The organism is Citrobacter sp. U14242, from assembly GCF_046555775.1.
Lineage (GTDB): Bacteria > Pseudomonadota > Gammaproteobacteria > Enterobacterales > Enterobacteriaceae > Citrobacter.
Window position 1 is genome coordinate 236,289 of record NZ_JBKGLW010000008.1, and the last position, 20,852, is coordinate 257,140.

At 51.3% G+C, this 20,852-nt stretch carries 20 protein-coding genes; 9 read left to right on the forward strand and 11 right to left on the reverse strand.

Features of this window, described 5'->3' with window-relative positions; translation table 11 throughout:
- Positions 1–46: 46 nt before the first annotated feature.
- From cpoB to cydA, 11 genes are all read right to left on the reverse strand, one after another.
- Positions 47–835, reverse strand: coding sequence for a cell division protein CpoB (cpoB, locus tag ACLJXE_RS15240; protein ID WP_286628321.1), 789 nt, complete (start codon positions 833–835; stop codon positions 47–49).
- 9 nt (positions 836–844) lie between these two features.
- The gene (gene pal / locus ACLJXE_RS15245; protein WP_003022983.1) at positions 845–1,363 is read right to left on the reverse strand and encodes a peptidoglycan-associated lipoprotein Pal; all 519 of its coding nucleotides are present in this window, start codon (positions 1,361–1,363) and stop codon (positions 845–847) included.
- A 34-nt stretch (positions 1,364–1,397) separates the two neighbouring features.
- Positions 1,398–2,690: a Tol-Pal system beta propeller repeat protein TolB gene (gene tolB / locus ACLJXE_RS15250; RefSeq protein ID WP_038638949.1), complete on the reverse strand. Its 1,293-nt coding sequence runs from the start codon at positions 2,688–2,690 to the stop codon at positions 1,398–1,400.
- 128 nt (positions 2,691–2,818) lie between these two features.
- Positions 2,819–4,054, reverse strand: a complete 1,236-nt coding sequence (gene tolA, locus ACLJXE_RS15255) for a cell envelope integrity protein TolA (protein WP_410751318.1) — start codon at positions 4,052–4,054, stop codon at positions 2,819–2,821.
- A gap of 64 nt (positions 4,055–4,118) precedes the next feature.
- Complete coding sequence (gene tolR / locus ACLJXE_RS15260) at positions 4,119–4,547, reverse strand: colicin uptake protein TolR (RefSeq protein ID WP_137381327.1); 429 nt, start codon at positions 4,545–4,547, stop codon at positions 4,119–4,121.
- Between the two features lie 3 nt (positions 4,548–4,550).
- Positions 4,551–5,243 carry a Tol-Pal system protein TolQ gene (gene tolQ / locus ACLJXE_RS15265; protein WP_003022976.1) on the reverse strand — a complete coding sequence of 231 codons (693 nt, stop codon included), beginning with the start codon at positions 5,241–5,243 and terminating at the stop codon, positions 4,551–4,553.
- Positions 5,240–5,644: a tol-pal system-associated acyl-CoA thioesterase gene (ybgC, locus tag ACLJXE_RS15270; RefSeq protein ID WP_005125439.1), complete on the reverse strand. Its 405-nt coding sequence runs from the start codon at positions 5,642–5,644 to the stop codon at positions 5,240–5,242. The genes tolQ and ybgC overlap by 4 nt, the downstream gene beginning before the upstream one ends.
- Before the next feature lie 259 nt (positions 5,645–5,903).
- Complete coding sequence (gene ybgE / locus ACLJXE_RS15275) at positions 5,904–6,197, reverse strand: cyd operon protein YbgE (RefSeq protein ID WP_271454195.1); 294 nt, start codon at positions 6,195–6,197, stop codon at positions 5,904–5,906.
- The gene (cydX, locus tag ACLJXE_RS15280) at positions 6,197–6,310 is read right to left on the reverse strand and encodes a cytochrome bd-I oxidase subunit CydX (protein WP_061381940.1); all 114 of its coding nucleotides are present in this window, start codon (positions 6,308–6,310) and stop codon (positions 6,197–6,199) included. The genes ybgE and cydX overlap by 1 nt, the downstream gene beginning before the upstream one ends.
- A 14-nt stretch (positions 6,311–6,324) precedes the next feature.
- Complete coding sequence (cydB, locus tag ACLJXE_RS15285; RefSeq protein ID WP_286628322.1) at positions 6,325–7,464, reverse strand: cytochrome d ubiquinol oxidase subunit II; 1,140 nt, start codon at positions 7,462–7,464, stop codon at positions 6,325–6,327.
- Between the two features lie 15 nt (positions 7,465–7,479).
- The gene (gene cydA, locus ACLJXE_RS15290) at positions 7,480–9,048 is read right to left on the reverse strand and encodes a cytochrome ubiquinol oxidase subunit I (RefSeq protein WP_137381347.1); all 1,569 of its coding nucleotides are present in this window, start codon (positions 9,046–9,048) and stop codon (positions 7,480–7,482) included.
- 1,219 nt (positions 9,049–10,267) lie between these two features.
- On the opposite strand from cydA, the gene glmS reads away from it, so the two are divergent.
- From glmS to ACLJXE_RS15335, 9 genes are all read left to right on the forward strand, one after another.
- Entirely contained in the window at positions 10,268–10,717 is a 450-nt protein-coding gene (glmS, locus tag ACLJXE_RS15295; protein WP_137381330.1) for a methylaspartate mutase subunit S, read from the forward strand.
- Complete coding sequence (glmL, locus tag ACLJXE_RS15300) at positions 10,717–12,111, forward strand: methylaspartate mutase accessory protein GlmL (protein WP_286628323.1); 1,395 nt, start codon at positions 10,717–10,719, stop codon at positions 12,109–12,111. The genes glmS and glmL overlap by 1 nt, the downstream gene beginning before the upstream one ends.
- 12 nt (positions 12,112–12,123) lie before the next feature.
- Complete coding sequence (locus tag ACLJXE_RS15305) at positions 12,124–13,569, forward strand: methylaspartate mutase subunit E (RefSeq protein WP_271450205.1); 1,446 nt, start codon at positions 12,124–12,126, stop codon at positions 13,567–13,569.
- Complete coding sequence (locus ACLJXE_RS15310; protein ID WP_137381333.1) at positions 13,569–14,810, forward strand: methylaspartate ammonia-lyase; 1,242 nt, start codon at positions 13,569–13,571, stop codon at positions 14,808–14,810. Before ACLJXE_RS15305 ends, ACLJXE_RS15310 begins: the two co-directional genes overlap by 1 nt.
- Before the next feature lie 3 nt (positions 14,811–14,813).
- Positions 14,814–16,184 (forward strand): acyclic terpene utilization AtuA family protein, encoded by a 1,371-nt coding sequence (locus tag ACLJXE_RS15315; protein WP_045441108.1) that lies wholly within the window; start codon positions 14,814–14,816, stop codon positions 16,182–16,184.
- Positions 16,181–16,498 carry a DUF4387 domain-containing protein gene (locus tag ACLJXE_RS15320; protein ID WP_005122536.1) on the forward strand — a complete coding sequence of 106 codons (318 nt, stop codon included), beginning with the start codon at positions 16,181–16,183 and terminating at the stop codon, positions 16,496–16,498. The genes ACLJXE_RS15315 and ACLJXE_RS15320 overlap by 4 nt, the downstream gene beginning before the upstream one ends.
- A 168-nt stretch (positions 16,499–16,666) precedes the next feature.
- Positions 16,667–17,971 carry a dicarboxylate/amino acid:cation symporter gene (locus ACLJXE_RS15325; protein ID WP_286628324.1) on the forward strand — a complete coding sequence of 435 codons (1,305 nt, stop codon included), beginning with the start codon at positions 16,667–16,669 and terminating at the stop codon, positions 17,969–17,971.
- Positions 17,972–18,096: 125 nt separating this feature from the next.
- On the forward strand, positions 18,097–19,098 hold the full coding sequence (glsA, locus tag ACLJXE_RS15330; protein WP_286628325.1) for a glutaminase A: 1,002 nt from the start codon (positions 18,097–18,099) through the stop codon (positions 19,096–19,098).
- 93 nt (positions 19,099–19,191) lie between these two features.
- Positions 19,192–20,844: a class I fumarate hydratase gene (locus ACLJXE_RS15335; protein ID WP_286628326.1), complete on the forward strand. Its 1,653-nt coding sequence runs from the start codon at positions 19,192–19,194 to the stop codon at positions 20,842–20,844.
- Positions 20,845–20,852: the final 8 nt, after the last annotated feature.

Genomic DNA, 20,852 nt, shown 5'->3' on the forward strand with positions numbered 1-20,852 from the left:
CACGACGCGACCAGAAATAACACGATTTCTGGTCGCATGGTGTGCATTACATCGCGCCAAGACGTTTTTGTGCTTGTTTCGCGCCATCAGTACCAGGGTATTTAGTGATAACCTGCTGATAAACCGCTTTCGCTTTTGCTGTGTCACCTTTGTCCTGCATGATGACGCCGACTTTATACATCGCGTCTGCAGCCTTCGGTGACTTCGGGAAGTTTTTAACTACGGATGCAAAATAGAACGCTGCATCATCTTTTTTACCCTTGTTGTAATTCAACTGACCGAGCCAGTAATTCGCATTTGGCAGGTAAGTAGAATCCGGGTACTTTTTGATGAAGTTCTGAAATGCAACGATCGCATCATCCTGACGGGATTTATCCTGTACCAGAGCGATTGCCGCATTGTAATCAGTATTCGCATCGCCAGTTTGCGCCGGAGCGCCTGACGAGGCTGCAGCACCCGCATCGGGTGCTGGGGTTGCCGCCCCGCTCTGATCGCCAGTCGCAGATTGCGCCGCAGGCGCGCTACCGCTGCCGAGATTATTCATCTGCAGCAATATCTGTTTTTGGCGTTCAACAACCTGATTCAGCTGATACTGACTTTCCTGAATTTGACCACGCAGGGCATCAATATCGGACTGATTATCGGAGAGTTGTTGCTGGAGTTGGGTTAAAAGCTGACTGTGAGCGTTAGAAATACGCTCGAGTTGAGTGACGCGGTCTTCGACCGAGCCTGAGCCGACACTACTGATTGGCGCCTGAGCAAAAGCGGCCCAGGGGGCCGCTATGCCAACCAGTAACGACAGACTCAACAAGTGATGTCTGAAGTTACTGCTCATGCAATTCTCTTAGTAAACCAGTACGGCGCGACGGTTTTTGGCGTAAGCCGCTTCGTCATGACCCAGTACTGCAGGTTTTTCTTTACCGTAAGAAACGATGGAGATCTGGTCCGCAGAAACGCCTTTACCCTGCAGGTACATCTTAACGGCGTTAGCACGACGTTCACCCAGGGAGATGTTGTACTCAGGCGTACCACGTTCGTCCGCATGACCTTCTACGGTGACTTTGTAAGACGGGTTGCTACGCAGGAAGTTAGCGTGCGCATCCAGCATTGCAGCGAAGTCAGAACGGATATCGTACTTATCCAGATCGAAGTAAACGATGTTGTTCTGCTGCAGCTGTTGCATCTGCAGACGCGCTTGCTCTTCGGAGGACATGTTGCCGCTGCCGTTTGCATCCATACCAGTGCCGGCACCCAGCATGCCTTCGCTGCCGTCATTGCTGGCGTTCTTGTTAGAAGAACATGCCGCAATAGCCATAACAGGCAGAGCAATCATCAGCCCTTTCAGCACTTTGTTCAGTTGCATTTCAATGATTCCTTTATTAATCAATTATTTATTATCACAGATACGGCGACCAGGCAGGGAACTTAACCTGACCATCAGTTGCCGGAAGACGCGCTTTGAAACGCCCATCTGTAGAAACCAAATTCAGCACGGATCCCATCCCCTGAGAAGAGCTGTAGATTACCATAGTGCCGTTAGGTGCCAGACTTGGCGTTTCGTCCAGGAACGTTGACGACAGAACTTGTACGCCACCCGCTACCAGATCTTGTTTGGCAATGTGCTGCTGACCATTCGCCGAGCTTACCATTACCATAAACTTACCGTCGCTGCTGACATCAGCATCCTGGTTTTGCGAACCTTCCCAGGTAATACGCTGCGGAGCACCGCCGTTGACGTTAACTTTATACACCTGCGGACGACCGGCCTGGTCAGACGTAAAGGCCAGGTTTTGGCTGTCCGGGAACCAGGTAGGTTCCGTGTTGTTGCTACGACCATCAGTGACCTGACGGATCTGACCGGAACCAATGTCCATAACGTACAGGTTCAGGCTACCGGTTTTAGACAGTGCAAACGCCAGCTTGCTGCCATCCGGAGAAAATGCTGGTGCACCGTTGTGACGCGGGAACGAAGCAACCTGACGCACTGCACCGTTGGACAACGTCTGAATAACCAGCGCTGAACGACCGCTTTCGAAGGTAACGTAGGCCAGTTTAGAACCGTCCGGAGACCACGCCGGAGACATCAACGGCTGCGGAGAGCGGTGAACGACAAACTGGTTGTAACCGTCGTAGTCAGACACACGTAATTCGTACGGGAACTGACCACCGTTCGTCTGAACAACATACGCGATACGGGTACGGAATGCGCCCTTAATACCGGTCAGTTTTTCAAATACTTCGTCACTTGCAGTATGGCCCGCATAACGCAGCCACTGCTTGTTCACTTTATAGGTGTTCTGTGCCAGTACGGTACCCGGTGCGCCACCGGTATCAACCAGTTGATATGCAACGCTATAGGATCCATCCGGGTTTGGCGTAACCTGGCCTACCACAACGGCATCAATACCCAGAGCGGACCATGCAGCAGGCTGAACTTCAGCTGCAGTCCCCGGCTGCTGAGGCAGACGAGATCTGTCTAGTGGGTTAAATTTACCGCTGTTACGCAGGTCAGCACCGACGATACCACCGATATCTTCAGGTGCAGCGCCCGGACCTGCCCATTGGAACGGAACAACACCAATCGGGCGTGCCGAGTCTACCCCTTGGGTGATCTCGATACGTACTTCTGCATGCAGCACTGCTGCCCACAGCATCAGAAAACCAAATGCTACTCGTAATGCCTGCTTCATCATATCTCCCTTATCTGGACGGCACGCCCGCGATAATTTAGCAGAATGTTAACAAACTCAAATACACAAAACTACCAGAACTCTGTCTCAACCTTAGACCGTTTCCCCTGAATTCTCAGGGGGCCTTATTACAGTTTAAAGTCCAGTTTGGCATCTTTTACTTTTTCATAAACAGCCTGGCTAGGCGGTTTAGGAATTCTGGCTGTTTTCGCAGCCGTCAGCGCAGCCTGGCACAATGCCGGATCGCCGCCCTCTTCGGTCACATCCAGTAACAGACCATCGGGTGCTAACTTGATATGTAATACGCAAGATTTCCCTGCATATAAATCGGCACCATACAAACGGCTCTGGATTGCATTACGAATTTGAGATGCGTAAGCACTGATATCAGCACCAGACGCACCGCCATTTGCACCACTTGTACCACTATCTTTCGCCGGTTGGCCGTTTCCTTTCGCCCCACCGCCTGATTTCGGCGCATTCTTACCGGAGCTTAAGTCACCTAATAAGTCGTCAACACCCGAAGCGGCAGCAGCTTTTTCTGCTGCAGCTTTTTTGGCAGCAGCCGCTTTCTCAGCAGCAGCCTTCTTATCGGCGGCGGCTTTTTCAGCGGCAGCTTTCTTCTCTGCTGCGGCTTTTTCGGCGGCGGCTTTCTTCTCTGCAGCCGCTTTTTCGGCAGCAGCAGCGGCTTTCTCAGCGGCAGCTTTTTCAGCCGCAGCTTGTTTAGCGGCTTCAGCCTGCGCTTTCTTCGCGGCGTCTGCGGCGGCCTTGGCAGCCTGCGCCTCAGCAACCTTCTTAGCATCGGCAGCCGCTTTTGCAGCTTCAGCTTCTGCTTTCTTCTGGGCATCAGCAGCGGCTTTCTTCGCAGCATCAGCCGCCTGTTTCGCCTGAGCATCTGCTTTGGCTTTCGCGTCTGCAGCAGCCTTCGCCGCAGCCTCTTCAGCCTGTTTTTGTTGCTCCTGTGCTTTCGCCGCAGCGGCTTCAGCCTGTTTCTGCTGTTCCGCCTGCTCGCGCACTTTTTCCTGCGCCGCTAAACGTTCTTTCTCCAGCTGTTTCAGACGCTCTTGCTCTGCCGCCTGCTTCTCTCGAAGCTCCTCGGCCTGCTGCTGCGCCTGTTTCTCACGCTGTTCTTCTGCACGTTTCGCACTTGCCTGCTGTTGCTGCTGCCTGTCGTACTGTTGAACAACAGCACCAGGATCGACCATAACAGCGTCGATGGACGAGCCACCACCACCGCCGGCTGAAGCATCAATGTGCTCATCGAACGAACTCCAGATCAGTGCCGCAAATAAAATGACATGCAGCACCGCTGAAATAATTATCGCCCTTTTGAGCTTGTCGTTTTGTTCGGTTGCCTTTGACACTCTCGGTTCCCAAAAAACTGTTCGCCTGTTACGCGCTATCTTTCAAGCCAGGAATACGCAGACATCAGATTGGCTGCGTCATTAAGCCAACCGATTTCACGCCTGCACTGTGTAACAAGTTCAGCGCTTTAATTATTTCATCATAAGGCACGTCTTTCGCACCACCGATTAAAAATACCGTTTTCGGGTTGGCCTGCAGACGGCTCTTCGCTTCCGCGATAACCTGCTCTGGTGGCAGTTGATCCATCCTGTCTTTTTCAACCACCACGCTGTATTGCCCAACACCGGAAACTTCAATAATGACCGGTGGTTCGTCATTGCTACTGACGGCTTGCGACTCAGTCGCATCCGGCAGGTCGACTTCCACGCTCTGTGTAATGATTGGCGCTGTTGCCATAAAGATCAGCAGCAGAACCAGCAGTACGTCGAGCAACGGTACAATATTGATTTCGGACTTGAGTTCGCGACGACCTCGTCCACGCGTTCTGGCCATGGTTTACCCCTTGTTGCTCTCGCTAACGGTAAACGCCTGGCGGTGCAGAATCGCGGTGAACTCTTCCATAAAGTTGTCGTAATTCAGTTCCAGCTTGTTCACGCGCTGATTCAGTCGGTTGTAAGCCATAACCGCCGGGATTGCCGCAAACAGGCCGATGGCCGTTGCAATCAACGCTTCCGCGATACCAGGTGCAACCATTTGCAGGGTTGCCTGTTTTACCGCGCCCAGCGCGATAAATGCGTGCATGATCCCCCAAACGGTACCGAACAGACCAATGTATGGGCTGATGGAGCCGACGGTTCCCAGGAACGGAATATGCGTTTCCAGCGTTTCCAGTTCACGGTTCATAGAGATACGCATCGCACGGGATGCCCCCTCAACGACCGCTTCCGGCGCGTGGCTATTTGCCCGATGCAGGCGCGCAAATTCTTTGAATCCGCTGTAGAAAATTTGTTCCGAACCGGCCAGATTATCCCGGCGCCCCTGGCTTTCCTGGTACAAACGCGATAATTCGATGCCAGACCAAAACTTATCTTCAAAGGCTTCTGCTTCACGTGAGGCGGCATTCAAAATACGGGTCCGCTGGATAATAATGGCCCAGGATGCGATTGAGAAACCAATCAAAATCAACATGATAAGTTTAACCAGAAGGCTTGCCTTCAGGAACAAATCAAGGATATTCATGTCAGTCACTGCTTAAACTCCGCGACAATAGACTTGGGAAGCGCACGAGGCTTCATTTTGAGTGGATCAACGCAAACAATCAGAACTTCGGCTTCATTCAGCACGACGTTCTCTGCGTTGACAATGCGTTGCGTGAAAACCAATGAGGTGCCACGCATTGACGTAATTTCGGTTTGGACTTCGAGCATATCGTCGAGCCGGGCTGGCGCAAAATATTCCAGGGTCATCTTGCGCACCACAAAGGCTACACGTTCTGCCAACAGCACCTGCTGACTGAAGTGATGATGACGCAGCATCTCTGTGCGTGCTCGCTCATAAAAAGCAACATAGCTGGCGTGGTAAACCACCCCACCGGCATCGGTGTCTTCATAATAGACACGAACCGGCCATCGAAATATATACTTATTCATTCTTACTGCCTCTTTGTTGGCTTCGTCCACTCACACCAGTCGCTTATCTTTGTAAACGCCAGGTGACTCGCGTTCTTGCCGCCGCGATGCATCAAGAATGTCGTTGTATATCGCGCTGTCTTCACTGTACATCCCGGTAGTGCTTTCAAACTTCGCTACTATACGCGCGGGATTGATGCTTTGGAATGGGGGAAAGTAAACGGAGAGTAAAAAATTATGGGCTTATGCAAGCCCATAAATATTTAAGGATGTTTCTTATTCAAAAGAAGAAGAAAATCAGACCAACAACGAGGACGATATCTGCGATCAGCGGGCAGAAGATGCCCTGCCAGTGCACCGCACGAGGACGGAACCCAACGCCATGAATGACGCCAGTGCAGACCGCCCACATCAGCAGGAAGCCATGCCAGATCTCAAGCTCACTGGTTTTGGCCGCGAAACGTGACGGATCCCAGAATATGCAGCCAGCCAACACGATTGCCAGCACAAAGGAAAGCGCCCGCAAGGGGCGCTTATCCATCGCGTTGTATACCATCGCGATAATGTTGGTCATCAACTTTCTTCTTGTCCGGCTTTGCCTGATTCAACGTGCTCAAGCGCCAGTGCTGTGATTATCCCAAATGCACAGGCAAGAAGCGTTCCCAAAATCCATGCGAAATACCACATTTTTAGCTCCTTACTTAGTACAGAGAGTGGGTGTTGCTTTCAATATCTTCTTTAGTGATGCGACCGAACATCTTCCAGTAACACCAGCTGGTGTAGAGCAGGATAATCGGTACAAACACCGCCGCAACCCAGGTCATCAGGTTCAATGTTCTCTGGCTGGAGGTGGCATCCCACATGGTCAGACTTGCATTCATCATGGTGCTGGACGGCATCACAAACGGGAACATTGCGATACCGGCAGTCAGGATGATGCAGGCTAACGTCAGCGAGGAGAAGATGAACGCCCAGGCCCCTTTCTCCATACGAGACGTCAGAATGGTCAGCAGCGGCAGAACCACGCCCAACGCCGGAACCAGCCACAGGCCAGGTGCTTTGTTAAAGTTCACCATCCAGGCGCCCGCTTCACGCACCACTTCTTTGGTCATCGGGTTAGAGGCCGCGTGGTGATCCAGTGCGGAAGTCACAACATAACCATCAATACCGTAAATAACCCAGACACCGGCCAGTGCGAAGCAAACCAGCGTCACCAGCGCCGCCACCTGTGAGGTAGTACGTGCACGCAGGTGTAGTTCGCCTACGGTACGCATCTGCAGATAGGTTGCGCCCTGAGTGATGATCATCCCTACGCTCACAATCCCAGCCAGCAGACCAAACGGATTCAGCAACTGGAAGAAGTTACCGGTGTAGTACAAGCGCATGTACTCATCCATGTGGAACGGAACACCTTGCAGCAGGTTGCCAAACGCAACGCCGATAACCAGCGGCGGAACGAAGCTACCAATGAAGATGCCCCAGTCCCACATGTTGCGCCAGCGCATATCTTCAATCTTGGAGCGGTAATCGAAACCGACCGGACGGAAGAACAATGACGCCAGTACCAGGATCATCGCCACGTAGAAACCGGAGAACGCAGCAGCGTACACCATCGGCCATGCAGCGAACAGTGCGCCACCCGCGGTGATAAGCCATACCTGGTTACCGTCCCAGTGCGGGGCGATGGAGTTAATCATAATTCGACGCTCGGTATCATTACGACCGAGGAAACGGGTGAGCATGCCCACCCCCATGTCGAAGCCATCAGTGACCGCAAAACCAATCAGCAGAATGCCAACCAGCAGCCACCAGATAAAACGCAATACTTCATAATCGATCATTTGACGACTCCTGTCTTAGCGTGCCGGCTGAGTAGTCACAGTAGACTGCTCGTAGTGATAACGACCGGTTTTCAGGCTACTCGGCCCAAGGCGTGCGAACTTGAACATCAGGTACAGTTCAGCCACCAGGAACAGGGTATACAGGCCGCAAATCAACAGCATCGAGAAGATGAGATCACCCGCAGTCAGCGACGAGTTCGCCACGGCTGTCGGTAATACTTCACCTATCGCCCACGGCTGACGGCCATATTCTGCGACAAACCAGCCAGATTCAATGGCAATCCACGGCAGCGGGATAGCATACAGCGCAGTACGCAGCAGCCATTTTTTCTCGCCGATACGATTACGAATCACGGTCCAGAAGGACACAGCGATGATAGCCAGCATCAGGATGCCGCACGCCACCATAATACGGAATGCGAAGTACAGCGGTGCAACACGAGGGATAGAGTCTTTCGTGGCTTGCTGGATTTGCGCTTCAGTCGCATCGGTCACTTTATCTGTATAACGTTTCAGCAGCAGACCATATCCCAGATCTTTCTTCATGCTGTTGAACTGGTCGCGAACAGCCTGATCGGTAGAGCCTGCACGCAGTTCTTCCAGCAGCTGGTACGCTTTCATCCCGTTACGGATACGCTCTTCGTGCTGCACCATCAGATCTTTCAGACCAATGACCGGTGTATCAACGGAGCGGGTAGCGATGATACCCAACGCATAAGGAATTTGAATCGCAAAATGGTTTTCCTGCGCATCCTGGTCCGGAATACCGAACAGCGTAAAGGATGCCGGTGCAGGTTGGGTTTCCCACTCGGCTTCAATAGCAGCAAGTTTGGTTTTCTGCACGTCGCCCATTTCGTAACCAGATTCATCACCCAGAACGATAACAGACAGAATGGCAGCCATACCAAAGCTGGCAGCGATAGCAAAAGAACGTTTAGCAAACGCGAAGTCACGACCGCGCAGCATATAGTAGGAGCTGATACCCAGAACGAACATCGCGCCACAAACATAACCAGAAGCCACAGTGTGAACAAATTTCACCTGAGCAACCGGGTTGAGCACCAGTTCAGAGAAGCTCAGCATCTCCATACGCATGGTTTCAAAGTTGAAATCCGCAGCGATTGGGTTTTGCATCCAGCCGTTCGCAACCAGAATCCACAGTGCGGACAGGTTAGAACCCAGCGCCACCAGCCAGGTGACACACATATGCTGGACTTTACCCAAACGGTCCCAGCCGAAGAAGAACAGACCTACAAAGGTGGATTCGAGGAAGAAGGCCATCAAACCTTCAATCGCCAGCGGTGCACCGAAAATATCCCCTACATAGTGGGAATAGTAAGACCAGTTAGTCCCGAACTGGAACTCCATGGTCAGACCGGTTGCCACACCCAGAGCGAAGTTGATACCAAACAACTTGCCCCAGAACTTGGTCATATCTTTATAAATCTGTTTGCCGGAAAGGACGTAGACCGTTTCCATGATGGCCAACAAGAACGCCATACCGAGCGTCAGTGGCACAAACAGGAAGTGGTACATCGCGGTCAAGGCAAACTGTAAGCGCGACAGTTCGACTATATCTAACATCATGACTCCTTGCTCATCGCATGAAGACTCCGAGAGTGAACCCCGTTAGAAAGGGTCACACGCATGCCCCAATACAAATTTATTTGCTTCCTTCCCCCGCTGCTCTTTCTTCTCATTTGAAGAAAGGACAATGATGAAAAGTTACAAACATGTTAATAAAACACTCAAATTGATCCCGCAATTATATTACGCCGTAAAATCCTTACAATAAACAGGTTTTTATCGAGGTAAATTTGCATTTTTCGATAGTGATCAATTTATAGCTAATTTATCACCTTCAGACCAATTTGATCTGCAGCAATTTAACCTCATTTGATGAGGTTTACCAAGTTTTAAACATTGATTTAAATCAATTTTCAATTTTAATGTTAATAGTGTTTATCGCTAGCGCGACTAGTGAACACCATGTTAACGATATGTTTTTCAATGAGTAATTGCCGTTACTACAAATGATAGGATATTTATTTAAATCTACACGATCTTTTAACCAGTCAGGCGGACAAAATTATGGACAGATAAAGAGTCACTCTTGCTGGGTAGCTCACAGTTTTTTGTTTAGCAAGTCCTGCAATCATTATTTAATACAAATTATTCATTTTAAATTTACTTATAATTAACACCGTGATGTAACTATCTCAACCGGAAGCGAAGTGGCTAACATTGACCAACGCTCTGAGCTTTGGCGATCTCTCAGCAGAGACCCGCCGTTTCGCTTAAATCATCACTGTAAGTTATCACTCCCACCACAACATCGCTTCTGCGCCAAAGAATAAATATATCACGAACAATTCATTATCATTTTTATCTTAAATTTAACAAAAAATATTTACGACATATAAGATTAATAAATAAAAAACCGTTATGCCGTTCACAATTTATTTAGCGAATATCATTTTCGAAATTATTAAAAACGCCACAAATAAAGCCCGCAACACAAAATAAGATTTTGATCACAAACATGGCAAGTTGTTTATTACGCAATTCGCTAATAAATAAGATAACCAATAGAAATCATTTTATAACACACTGATTTAAATGGTTTTTTATAAAAATAAAATATAACAATCGTTTTATGCAGGATATTTTGAAAATAGATCAATTGCTTCCTTTTTCGCTTCCACAGAAACTCCAACCCTATTAAGAGGATTGTCACAATCCATGTTCTAAATATTAGAAATAATTTTTACTTATTGACCATCAGCCCTACAGAGGATTACCCATGAAGAAATCTACACTTGTTATTGGCGTCATCGGTGCTGACTGCCATGCAGTAGGCAATAAAGTTCTGGATCGCGTTTTTACTGCTCATGATTTTCACGTAATCAACCTCGGGGTGATGGTGAGCCAGGATGAATATATTGATGCCGCAATTGAAACAGGCGCCGATGCCATCGTGGTGTCCTCCATCTACGGCCACGGCGACATTGACTGCCTCGGCTTACGTGAGCGCTGCATTGAACGCGGCCTGGGCGACATTCTGCTGTATGTCGGCGGTAACCTTGTCGTGGGCAAACATGATTTTGCCGATGTCGAAGTGAAGTTTAAAGAAATGGGCTTCAACCGCGTTTTCGCCCCCAGCCATGACCTGGAAGATGTCTGCTCGCTTATCACTAACGATATTCACCAACACAATGGCCTCGAACAGCGTTGCCTGGAAGAGGCCATCTGATGCAAACAGTTTCTGTCGATATCGGCTCGACATGGACCAAGGCAGCCCTCTTCGCACAGGAAGGAGAGGTGTTAACGCTGGTCAATCATGTCCTGACCCCAACCACCACACATCATCTGGCAGACGGTTTTTTTGCCAGCCTGAATCAGGTGCTGAATGTTGCCGATGCTCGCCCGTTACTGAAAAGTGGTGAAGTGCAGTTGAAGTACTCCTCCTCAGCCAAAGGTGGACTCGCTGTTGCAGCAATGGGGCTGGTGCCTTCCATTACGCTGGAATCGGCGAAAGTTACCGCTCACTCGGCAGGAGCGAAAATCGCGCAATATTATTCGTACAAGCTGAACCGTCATGATATCCAGGAGCTGGAATCCGTACCGCCAGATATCCTGTTGTTTACGGGGGGTACAGATGGCGGTGAAGAAAGCTATGGATTGGCCAATGCGCGTGCACTGGCGGATTCGAAGCTTGATTGCGCCATCATCTATGCCGGAAACCGTGATATTCAGGACGAAATACAAACGATTCTGGGCCACAAAGATCTGACCACGGTAGACAACATCCTGCCGGATCTCGATCACCCGAATCCGTTTGCCGCTCGTCAGGCCATTTGCGATGTGTTCTTGTCACGCATCGTAAAAGGTAAAGGTCTTGACGTCATCGTGGGTGAAACAGGCGAAGACCCCATGCCGACGCCGTGGACGGTGTATGAACTGGTAAAAGCAATTAGCGATTACGACAGCGCATGGAAGGAATTCATGCTGATCGATATGGGTGGCGCCACCACGGATGTCTATTCAGCCAGCGCGAATACCCTCTCCCCCGATACTGTCCTGCATGGTGTCCCTGAACCTTTCGTCAAACGTACCGTTGAAGGTGATTTGGGCATGCGCGTTTCCGCCGTCGTGGTGGGAGAAAGCACGCAGGAGATGGTGAAAGTTGTTTTCGCCCAACAACCACAACGTGAGGAGGCGTTTTATCGCTACCTGCGCCATCTGGTTGGGCAGCCGGACTACCTGCCAGTCAACGAGGAAGAGAAATATTTCGACACTCTGTTAGCAGGTTTGTGCGTGGGCTATGCCGCTGAGCGCCACGCGGGCACTAAGAAGCAGGTTTGCACCTGCGTCGGTAACGTGGATTTACAGATGGGTCGCGATCTCACCACCGTACGGAAAGTTGTCGGTTCAGGTGGATGGCTCTCTCGCGCCAGCCAGTTCGATATCCATAACTGGCTCAAATACCGGGAGCTGGACGACCAGGGTAAAAGAATTCTGTTACCGAATCAGTTTGAGTATTACCGCGATTCATATGGCCTGCTCCCGCTACTGGCAAACGTCGCCAGGCTGTACCCGCAAGCCGCTGCTCGCACCAGCATTCAGTGTTTAACCCTACAAAACTAAAGGCAGCTACGAATGGAACTTCGAAATAAAAAATTGACCCACGACGAATTCATGACCGAAAGGCATCAGGTATTGCAAACCTGGGAAACCGGCAAAGACGTTGAGAACTTCGAAGATGGCGTGAAGTACCAGCAATCAATCCCAGACTCAAAGCGCTTCTCCCTCGCGCTGTTGAAGGCCGATCAAGAAGGTAAAACGCTGAGCCAGCCGCGTGCGGGCGTCGCACTCATGGATGAGCATATTGAGCTGCTTAAAACATTGCAGGAAGAATGTGACCTCCTGCCAAGTACAATCGATGCTTATACCCGTCTGAACCGCTATGAAGAAGCGGCTGTCGGGATCCAAAAATCTATCGAGGCGGGCACCTCCAAACTGAATGGTTTACCCGTCGTCAATCATGGGGTTGCTGCCTGCCGCCGTATGACTGAGTCGCTGGAAAAACCAATCCAGGTCCGCCACGGTACGCCAGATGCCCGTCTGCTGGCAGAAATCGCCATGGCCAGTGGTTTTACCAGCTACGAAGGCGGCGGTATCTCCTACAACATCCCTTACGCCAAACGCGTCACCCTGGAAAAATCCATTCGTGACTGGCAGTACTGCGATCGCCTGATGGGACTGTACGAAGAAAATGGTATTCGCATCAACCGTGAACCGTTTGGCCCGTTGACTGGCACCCTGATCCCCCCGTTTATGTCCCACTCGGTAGCGATTATCGAAGGTCTGCTGGCACTGGAACAAGGCGTGAAGTCTATTACCGTCGGTTACGGCCAGGTCGGTAGTTTGACTCAGGATATCGCCGCCATTCAGGCACTGCGTGAACTGTCCCACGAATACTTCCATAACCACGGCTTCGATGATTATGAGCTGAGTACCGTATTCCACCAGTGGATGGGCGGATTCCCGGAAGATGAAGCAAAAGCCTTCTCCGTTATCGCCTGGGGTGCTGCGGTTGCTGGCATGTCCGGTGCCACAAAAGTCATTACCAAGAGCCCGCATGAAGCCTTCGGCATCCCAACCGCCGCGGCTAACGCTCAGGGTCTTAAAGCGTCACGCCAGATGCTTAACATGGTTAGCGACCAGAAGTTCCCGCAGTGCGCTGCCGTGGAACAGGAAGTCGAACTGATTAAGAGTGAAGTCCGCGCAGTACTGAAAAAAGTCTTCGAGCTGGGTAATGGCGACATTGCACGCGGTACGGTACTGGCCTTTGAAGCCGGTGTTCTGGATGTTCCCTTCGCCCCAGCCGCCTGCAACGCAGGCAAAATTCTGCCGGTGCGCGATAACACAGGTGCTATCCGTATTCTCGAAGCCGGTGCGGTTCCACTGCCGAAAGACATTCTCGCGCTGCACCACGACTACGTCTCAGAGCGCGCACATTTTGAAGGTCGCAAACCTTCTTTCCAGATGGTCATTGATGACATCAACGCCGTATCCCACAGTAAATTAATAGGAAGACCATAATGAAAATTAAACAGGCCCTTTTCACCGCTGGCTACTCCTCATTTTATTTTGACGATCAGCAGGCCATCAAAAACGGCGCAGGTCATGACGGCTTTATCTATACCGGAGATCCGGTAACGCCAGGCTTTACCTCCGTGCGTCAGGCAGGTGAATGCGTATCCGTACAGCTGGTTCTGGAAAACGGCGCGGTCGCAGTGGGTGATTGCGCGGCGGTGCAATATTCAGGTGCCGGCGGTCGTGATCCGCTGTTCCTGGCTGAGAACTTCATTCCGTTCCTCAACGATCACATCAAACCACTGCTGGAAGGTCGTGACGTTGATGCATTCCTGCCGAATGCCCGTTTCTTTGACCAACTGCGTATTGACGGCCATCTGCTGCATACCGCCGTTCGTTATGGTCTATCTCAGGCGCTGCTTGACGCGGCGGCACTGGCCACCGGTCGTCTGAAAACTGAAGTGGTATGCGACGAGTGGCAACTGCCGTGCGTACCGGAAGCTATTCCATTATTTGGTCAGAGTGGTGATGACCGCTATATCGCCGTCGACAAAATGATCCTCAAAGGTGTGGATGTCCTGCCGCATGCGCTGATCAACAACGTTGAAGAGAAGCTGGGCTTTAAAGGCGAAAAACTGCGTGAGTATGTGCGTTGGCTGTCCGACCGTATCTTAAGTCTGCGCACCAGCGAGCGTTATCACCCGACGCTACATATCGATGTGTACGGCACGATCGGCCTGATTTTTGATATGGACCCGGTGCGCTGCGCCGAATACATCGCCAGCCTGGAAGCCGAAGCGCAAGGCCTGCCGCTGTACATTGAAGGTCCGGTTGATGCCGGCAACAAACCGGATCAGATCCGCATGTTGACCGCCATCACCAAAGAGCTGACCCGTCTGGGCTCCGGCGTGAAAATCGTGGCTGATGAATGGTGTAACACCTATCAGGACATCGTGGACTTCACCGATGCGGGCAGCTGCCACATGGTGCAGATCAAAACCCCGGACCTGGGCGGTATTCACAACATCGTTGATGCGGTGCTGTATTGCAACAAACACGCCATGGAAGCTTATCAGGGCGGTACCTGCAACGAAACCGAGATCAGTGCTCGCACCTGCGTCCACGTCGCACTGGCCGCACGTCCAATGCGCATGCTGGTAAAACCGGGTATGGGATTCGATGAAGGTCTCAACATCGTGTTTAACGAAATGAACCGCACCATCGCGCTGTTGCAAACTAAGGATTAAGAGATGGCACGCACATTTAAGATCTTATCGCCTACGGCTATCCTGGGTTATGGCTTCCCGGAAGAGAGTTTTCGTAAAGCCATGGAAGAGTCACCGGATCTTATTGCTGTTGACGCAGGTTCCTCCGATCCGGGCCCCCACTACCTGGGGGCAGGTAAACCCTTCACTGACAGGGCCGGGGTAAAACGCGATCTACGCTATATGATCGTGGCGGGCGTTAAGAACAACATCCCAGTGGTCATCGGTACCGCGGGTGGTTCCGGTGCTGCTCCGCATCTGGAGTGGTGCCGCCAGATAATCCATGAGATTGCCCAGGAAGAAAAACTGTCTTTCTCAATGGCGCTGATTCCGTCTGATGTTGATAAAGAAGTGGTTCACCAGGCACTGGATAACGGCAAAATCACCGCGCTGGATTTCGTGCCTGAGTTAACTCACGAAGCCATCGAAGACAGCACCTACATCGTCGCACAGATGGGTGTCGAACCTTTCCAGCGTGCGCTGAAAGCGGGTGCACAGGTTGTTCTGGGCGGACGCGCTTACGATCCAGCCTGCTTCGCGGCGCTGCCGATCATGCAAGGCTTTGATGAAGGTCTGGCGCTGCACTGCGGTAAGATCCTTGAGTGTGCTGCCATTGCAGCAACCCCTGGCTCCGGCTCGGATTGCGCAATGGGGATCATCGACGACAACGGCTTTACGCTGAAAGCGTTCAATCCAAAGCGTAAGTTCACCGAAACCTCCGCTGCGGCGCATACCTTGTACGAGAAGTCCGACCCGTACTTCCTGCCGGGACCGGGCGGCGTACTGAATCTGAAGGCATGTACTTTCACCGCAGTTAACGAAGGCGAAGTGTATGTCAGCGGTTCGCGTCATGAAGAAACGCCGTATGCGCTGAAACTGGAAGGCGCACGTCAGGTTGGCTTCCGCTGCCTGACTATCGCCGGGACGCGCGATCCGATAATGATTGCCGGTATCGACACCATTCTCGAAGAGGTACAGGCAAGCGTGGCACGTAACCTCTCACTGAATGATGACAGTATCCGCATGACGTTCCACCTCTACGGTAAGAATGGCGTGATGGGCAATCATGAACCGATGAAAACCGCCGGTCATGAACTGGGGATTTTACTGGACGTCGTCGCGCCAACGCAGGATATCGCCAACAGCGTTTGCTCGCTGGTGCGCTCTACCCTACTGCACTACGGCTATGAAAATCGTATTGCGACCGCGGGCAACCTCGCTTTCCCATTCTCGCCATCGGATATTCAGAGTGGGCCGGTGTATGAGTTCTCGATCTATCACCTGATTGAAGCAAGCGATGCACTGCGGTTTGATTTCCACATTGAGCAGGTGACGCCAGAAGGAGTTCAGGCATGAAACAGTCAATTTGTTCACTGGCGCAGGTCATTCGCTCCAAAAATGCCGGACCGTACGAACTGGTTTTAGATATTTTATTTAAAACCCGGGAAGACTATCAGCGAGTAAAGCGTTCGGAGCAATTAACTCCGCAACTTATTGCTGGATTATATAATGTCGAACCTGACTTTATTCACAATATTGTCTGGTTTGATCCCGCGAACGCAGTAAAAATTGTCATGCCGCGCGATATTATTTCCGGAAATGTCGGTGACAATGATGTTTATGGCGCACAGCAACACGCACCATTATTAAGTATTGAATTCGATCTGTAACAAAAAAACACAATAACAGCCATTGGAGCACAGAGTTCAGCTGTATCACAGTGCTTCGAATATTCATGCGGTTGGTCACAACAGGCGTGCGTCTGAGCTGCTGTCCGGGCTCAGGCACACGCCACCCTACATTATTCAAATTACCAGCCTTTATCCGATGGAGTACACATGAAGAAAATTAGTTTAACGAAGATGATCATATTAGGCCTGATACTCGGCATGATTGCCGGGGTGGCTATTAATAATATGGCCGCGGCTGAAACAGCAAAATCATATGCACAGGATATTTCCATTTTCACCACTATATTCTTACGTATGGTGAAGATGATTATTGCGCCATTGGTTATTTCAACTCTGGTTGTCGGTATTGCCAAGATGGGCGATGCCAAAACGCTGGGTCGTATATTTTCTAAAACCTTTTTCCTGTTTATTTGTGCCTCACTGCTGTCGATCGCATTGGGTCTGGTTATCGTTAATATCTTCCAGCCGGGCGCAGGCATCAACTTTGTTGCTCATGACGCAGGCGCTGTTGCCGCTGTTAAGTCAGAGCCGTTCACGCTGAAAGTCTTTATCTCACATGCCGTACCAACCAGTATCGTTGACGCGATGGCGCGTAACGAAATCCTGCAGATCGTGGTGTTCTCCATTTTCCTCGGTTGCAGCCTGGCCGCAATCGGTGAAAAAGCCGAGCCTATCGTTAAGGTTCTGGATTCGCTGGTACACGTCATGCTGAAGCTGACAGGCTACGTCATGCTGTTTGCCCCACTGACCGTTTTCGCTGCTATTTCCGGCCTGATTGCCGAGCGAGGTCTGGGTGTAATGGTCAGCGCCGGTATCTTTATGGGCGAGTTCTACCTGACACTGGGCATGCTGTGGGCAATTCTGATTGGCCTGTCGACACTCATTGTTGGTCCTTGCATCAGCCGTCTCACCAAATCAATCTTCGAACCGGCGCTGCTGGCCTTTACCACGTCCAGTTCTGAAGCGGCCTTCCCTGGCACGCTGGATAAGCTGGAAAAATTCGGCGTATCGTCAAAAATTGCCAGCTTCGTGCTGCCGATCGGTTACTCCTTTAACCTCGTCGGCTCCATGGCCTATTGCTCCTTTGCCACCGTCTTTATTGCCCAGGCGTGCAACATCGAACTGAGCATGGGCGAGCAAATCACCATGCTGCTGATCCTGATGCTGACCTCAAAAGGGATGGCGGGTGTGCCACGTGCATCCATGGTGGTTATTGCCGCTACGCTGAACCAGTTCAACATTCCGGAAGCCGGTTTGATCCTGCTGATGGGCGTCGATCCGTTCCTGGATATGGGTCGTTCAGCCACTAACGTCATGAGTAATGCCATGGGGGCTGCCATTGTCGGTCGCTGGGAAGGTGAACACTTTGGTTCAGGCTGCCGCGGAACAGCACCCGTCAAAACACCGGAGCAAGAACGCCCGGTTACCGAAACAGAGGTCGCGTTGTCCTGATACCCCGTTATTGCCGGATGGCGCTTGCGCTTATCCGGCCTACATAACGTTTAACTATCCGTAAGCCGGATAAGGCGGTACGCCGCCATCCGGCACCATGATGAGTACCCCAACAGGATCGCACCATGACTAAAACTCTTCCCGGCGTGAGTCTCTTTGTTTTCAGCGTCTTGTTTAGCTCTGCCTCATTCGCGCAAACCACGCCGGACTACGCAAGGCTAATAGAGCAGGCACATCAGAAATACAAAAGTAACAATGATGGAAAAGTCGCCGACTACATCCCTGCTCTGGCGAGCTACAGTCCCAATAATTTTGCCATCACCGTTGCCACGGTAGACGGAAAAATCTACCAGGTGGGTGATGTTAAAAAGCCCTTCCCGATGGAGTCCCTGAGTAAAGTCTTCACTATGGCGCTGGCCATGGAGCAGCACGGTCCTCAGGTGGTTCTGGATAAACTCGGGGCCAATGCCACCGGCATGCCATTTAATTCAGGTTTAGCCGTTGAACTCACTAAAGGCGCGCCGGAAAACCCGCTGGTGAATGCAGGTGCAATGAGCACCGTCAGCCTGATTGAGGCCAAAGACAAAACCGATCGCTGGAACAAAATCCTCGACAACCTGAATGTCTGGGCGGATGCCTCACTGACGGTCAACGAACCGGTATTCAAATCCGAGATGGAAACCAATCAGCACAACCAGGCACTGGCGAAGCTGATGGAGTCCTATAACAGTTTCTACGGCAACACAGAGGAAGCGGTCGAAATTTATACCCGCCAATGCTCAGTGGACATCACCGTTGAGCAACTGGCCAAAATGGGTGCTGTACTCGCGAACAAAGGCAAATCGCCCTTCAACGGTAAGCAGTTACTGAATGAAAGCTATGTCCCGCAGGTGCTGGCTGAAATGGCCATTGCCGGACTGTACGACGGCAGCGGTAAATGGTTGTACAGCGTCGGTATTCCGGCGAAAAGCGGCGTTGGCGGCGGAATGGTTGCTGTTGTCCCGGGTGAATATGCCATTGCCGTCTATTCTCCGCCGTTGGACGAAGCCGGTAACAGCGTTCGTGCACAGAAAACTATCGAATATGTCGCTGACGCGACCAAAGCCAATGTCTTTTTAGCAAAATAACGCTATGCCGGATGGCGCTTTGCTCATCCGGCCTACGATTAGCACATTTATTTACGCCGTCATCCGGCAAAAATGAAGAGGTGAGAAGTAAACATGTCTAAACCATTTGTCTGGCAGGAGCTCTTTGTTCAGAGTAAAGATAATACCGAATATGAATTGCTCAGTAATCAACATATTACTGTGACAGAGTTAGACGGAGAGGAAGTTATTAAGGTTGCGCCGGAAGCGTTAACCTTGTTAGCACAGCAGGCATTTTATGAGGCCTCTTTTTTCCTGCGCGCCGGACATTTGAAACAGATTGCCAGCATTTTGCACGATCCACAGGCCAGCAGTAATGACAAGTATGTCGCATTACAGCTGCTGCGCAATGCCGAAGTCTCAGCCAAAGGCGTACTACCAAACTGCCAGGATACCGGTACCGCCACCATTGTCGCCAGCAAAGGCCAGCAGGTCTGGACCGGTGGCGATGATGCCGAAGCATTAAGCAAGGGCGTATATACCACCTTTACGGAAAGTAACCTGCGTTATTCACAAAATGCCCCGCTGGACATGTATAACGAGGTCAATACCCAGACCAACCTGCCTGCACAAATCGACATCAGCGCGACGCCGGGTAGCGAATACCGTTTCCTGTTCGTCAACAAAGGTGGTGGTTCAGCTAACAAAGCCGCGCTGTTCCAGGAAACCAAATCTATTCTGCAGCCGGAGAAATTGACGGCTTTCCTGATCGAAAAAATGAAATCGCTGGGCACTGCCGCTTGTCCGCCGTACCACATTGCATTTGTGGTTGGCGGATTATCTGCCGATCAGTCGCTAAAAGTTGCGAAGCTGGCATCGACCAAATATTACGATAACCTGCCCACCAGCGGGAATGAACTGGGTCAGGCATTCCGCGATACAGCACTGGAAGCCGAACTGCTCAATGCCAGCCGCGAATTTGGCATTGGCGCGCAGTTTGGTGGCAAATACTTTGCCCACGACATTCGCGTTATTCGTCTGCCGCGCCACGGTGGCTCCTGCCCTATTGCCATGGCGCTCTCCTGCTCGGCTGACCGCAACATCAAGGCTAAAATTAATAAACACGGTATCTGGCTGGAGAAACTCGAACATAACCCAGGCAAGTTTATTCCCGACTCTCACCGCGTTGAAAACACCGCCCAGACGGTACAGCTCAACCTCGATCGCCCGTTGCGTGACATTCTGAATGATTTGTCAGCGCTGCCCATTGGCACCCGCCTGTCGCTCAGCGGCCCGATTGTCGTCGCCCGTGATATTGCTCACGCCAAAATAAAAGCGCGCCTGGATAACGGCGAGCCCATGCCGGAGTACATGAAAAAGCACATTGTATATTACGCAGGTCCAGCAAAAACACCGGATAATCAGGCCTGTGGCTCAATGGGGCCGACCACCGGCGGACGCATGGACGGTTATGTCGATGCCTTCCAGGCTGCGGGTGGCAGTCTGATCATGTTGTCAAAGGGCAACCGTAGCCAGCAAGTAACCGATGCTTGCCACAAGCATGGTGGCTTTAACCTCGGCAGCATCGGCGGCGCAGCGGCCCTGCTGGCACAGCAATATGTGAAGAGCCTGCACTGCCTTGAGTACCCCGAACTGGGCATGGAAGCGGTCTGGATGATGGAAGTTAAAAATATGCCGGCCTTCGTCTTAGTGGATGACAAAGGCAATAACTTCTTCAGTCAGTTTGAGCAGCAGCATCGCTGCGCAACCTGCCCGGCAGGGCATTAAGGAGCTAT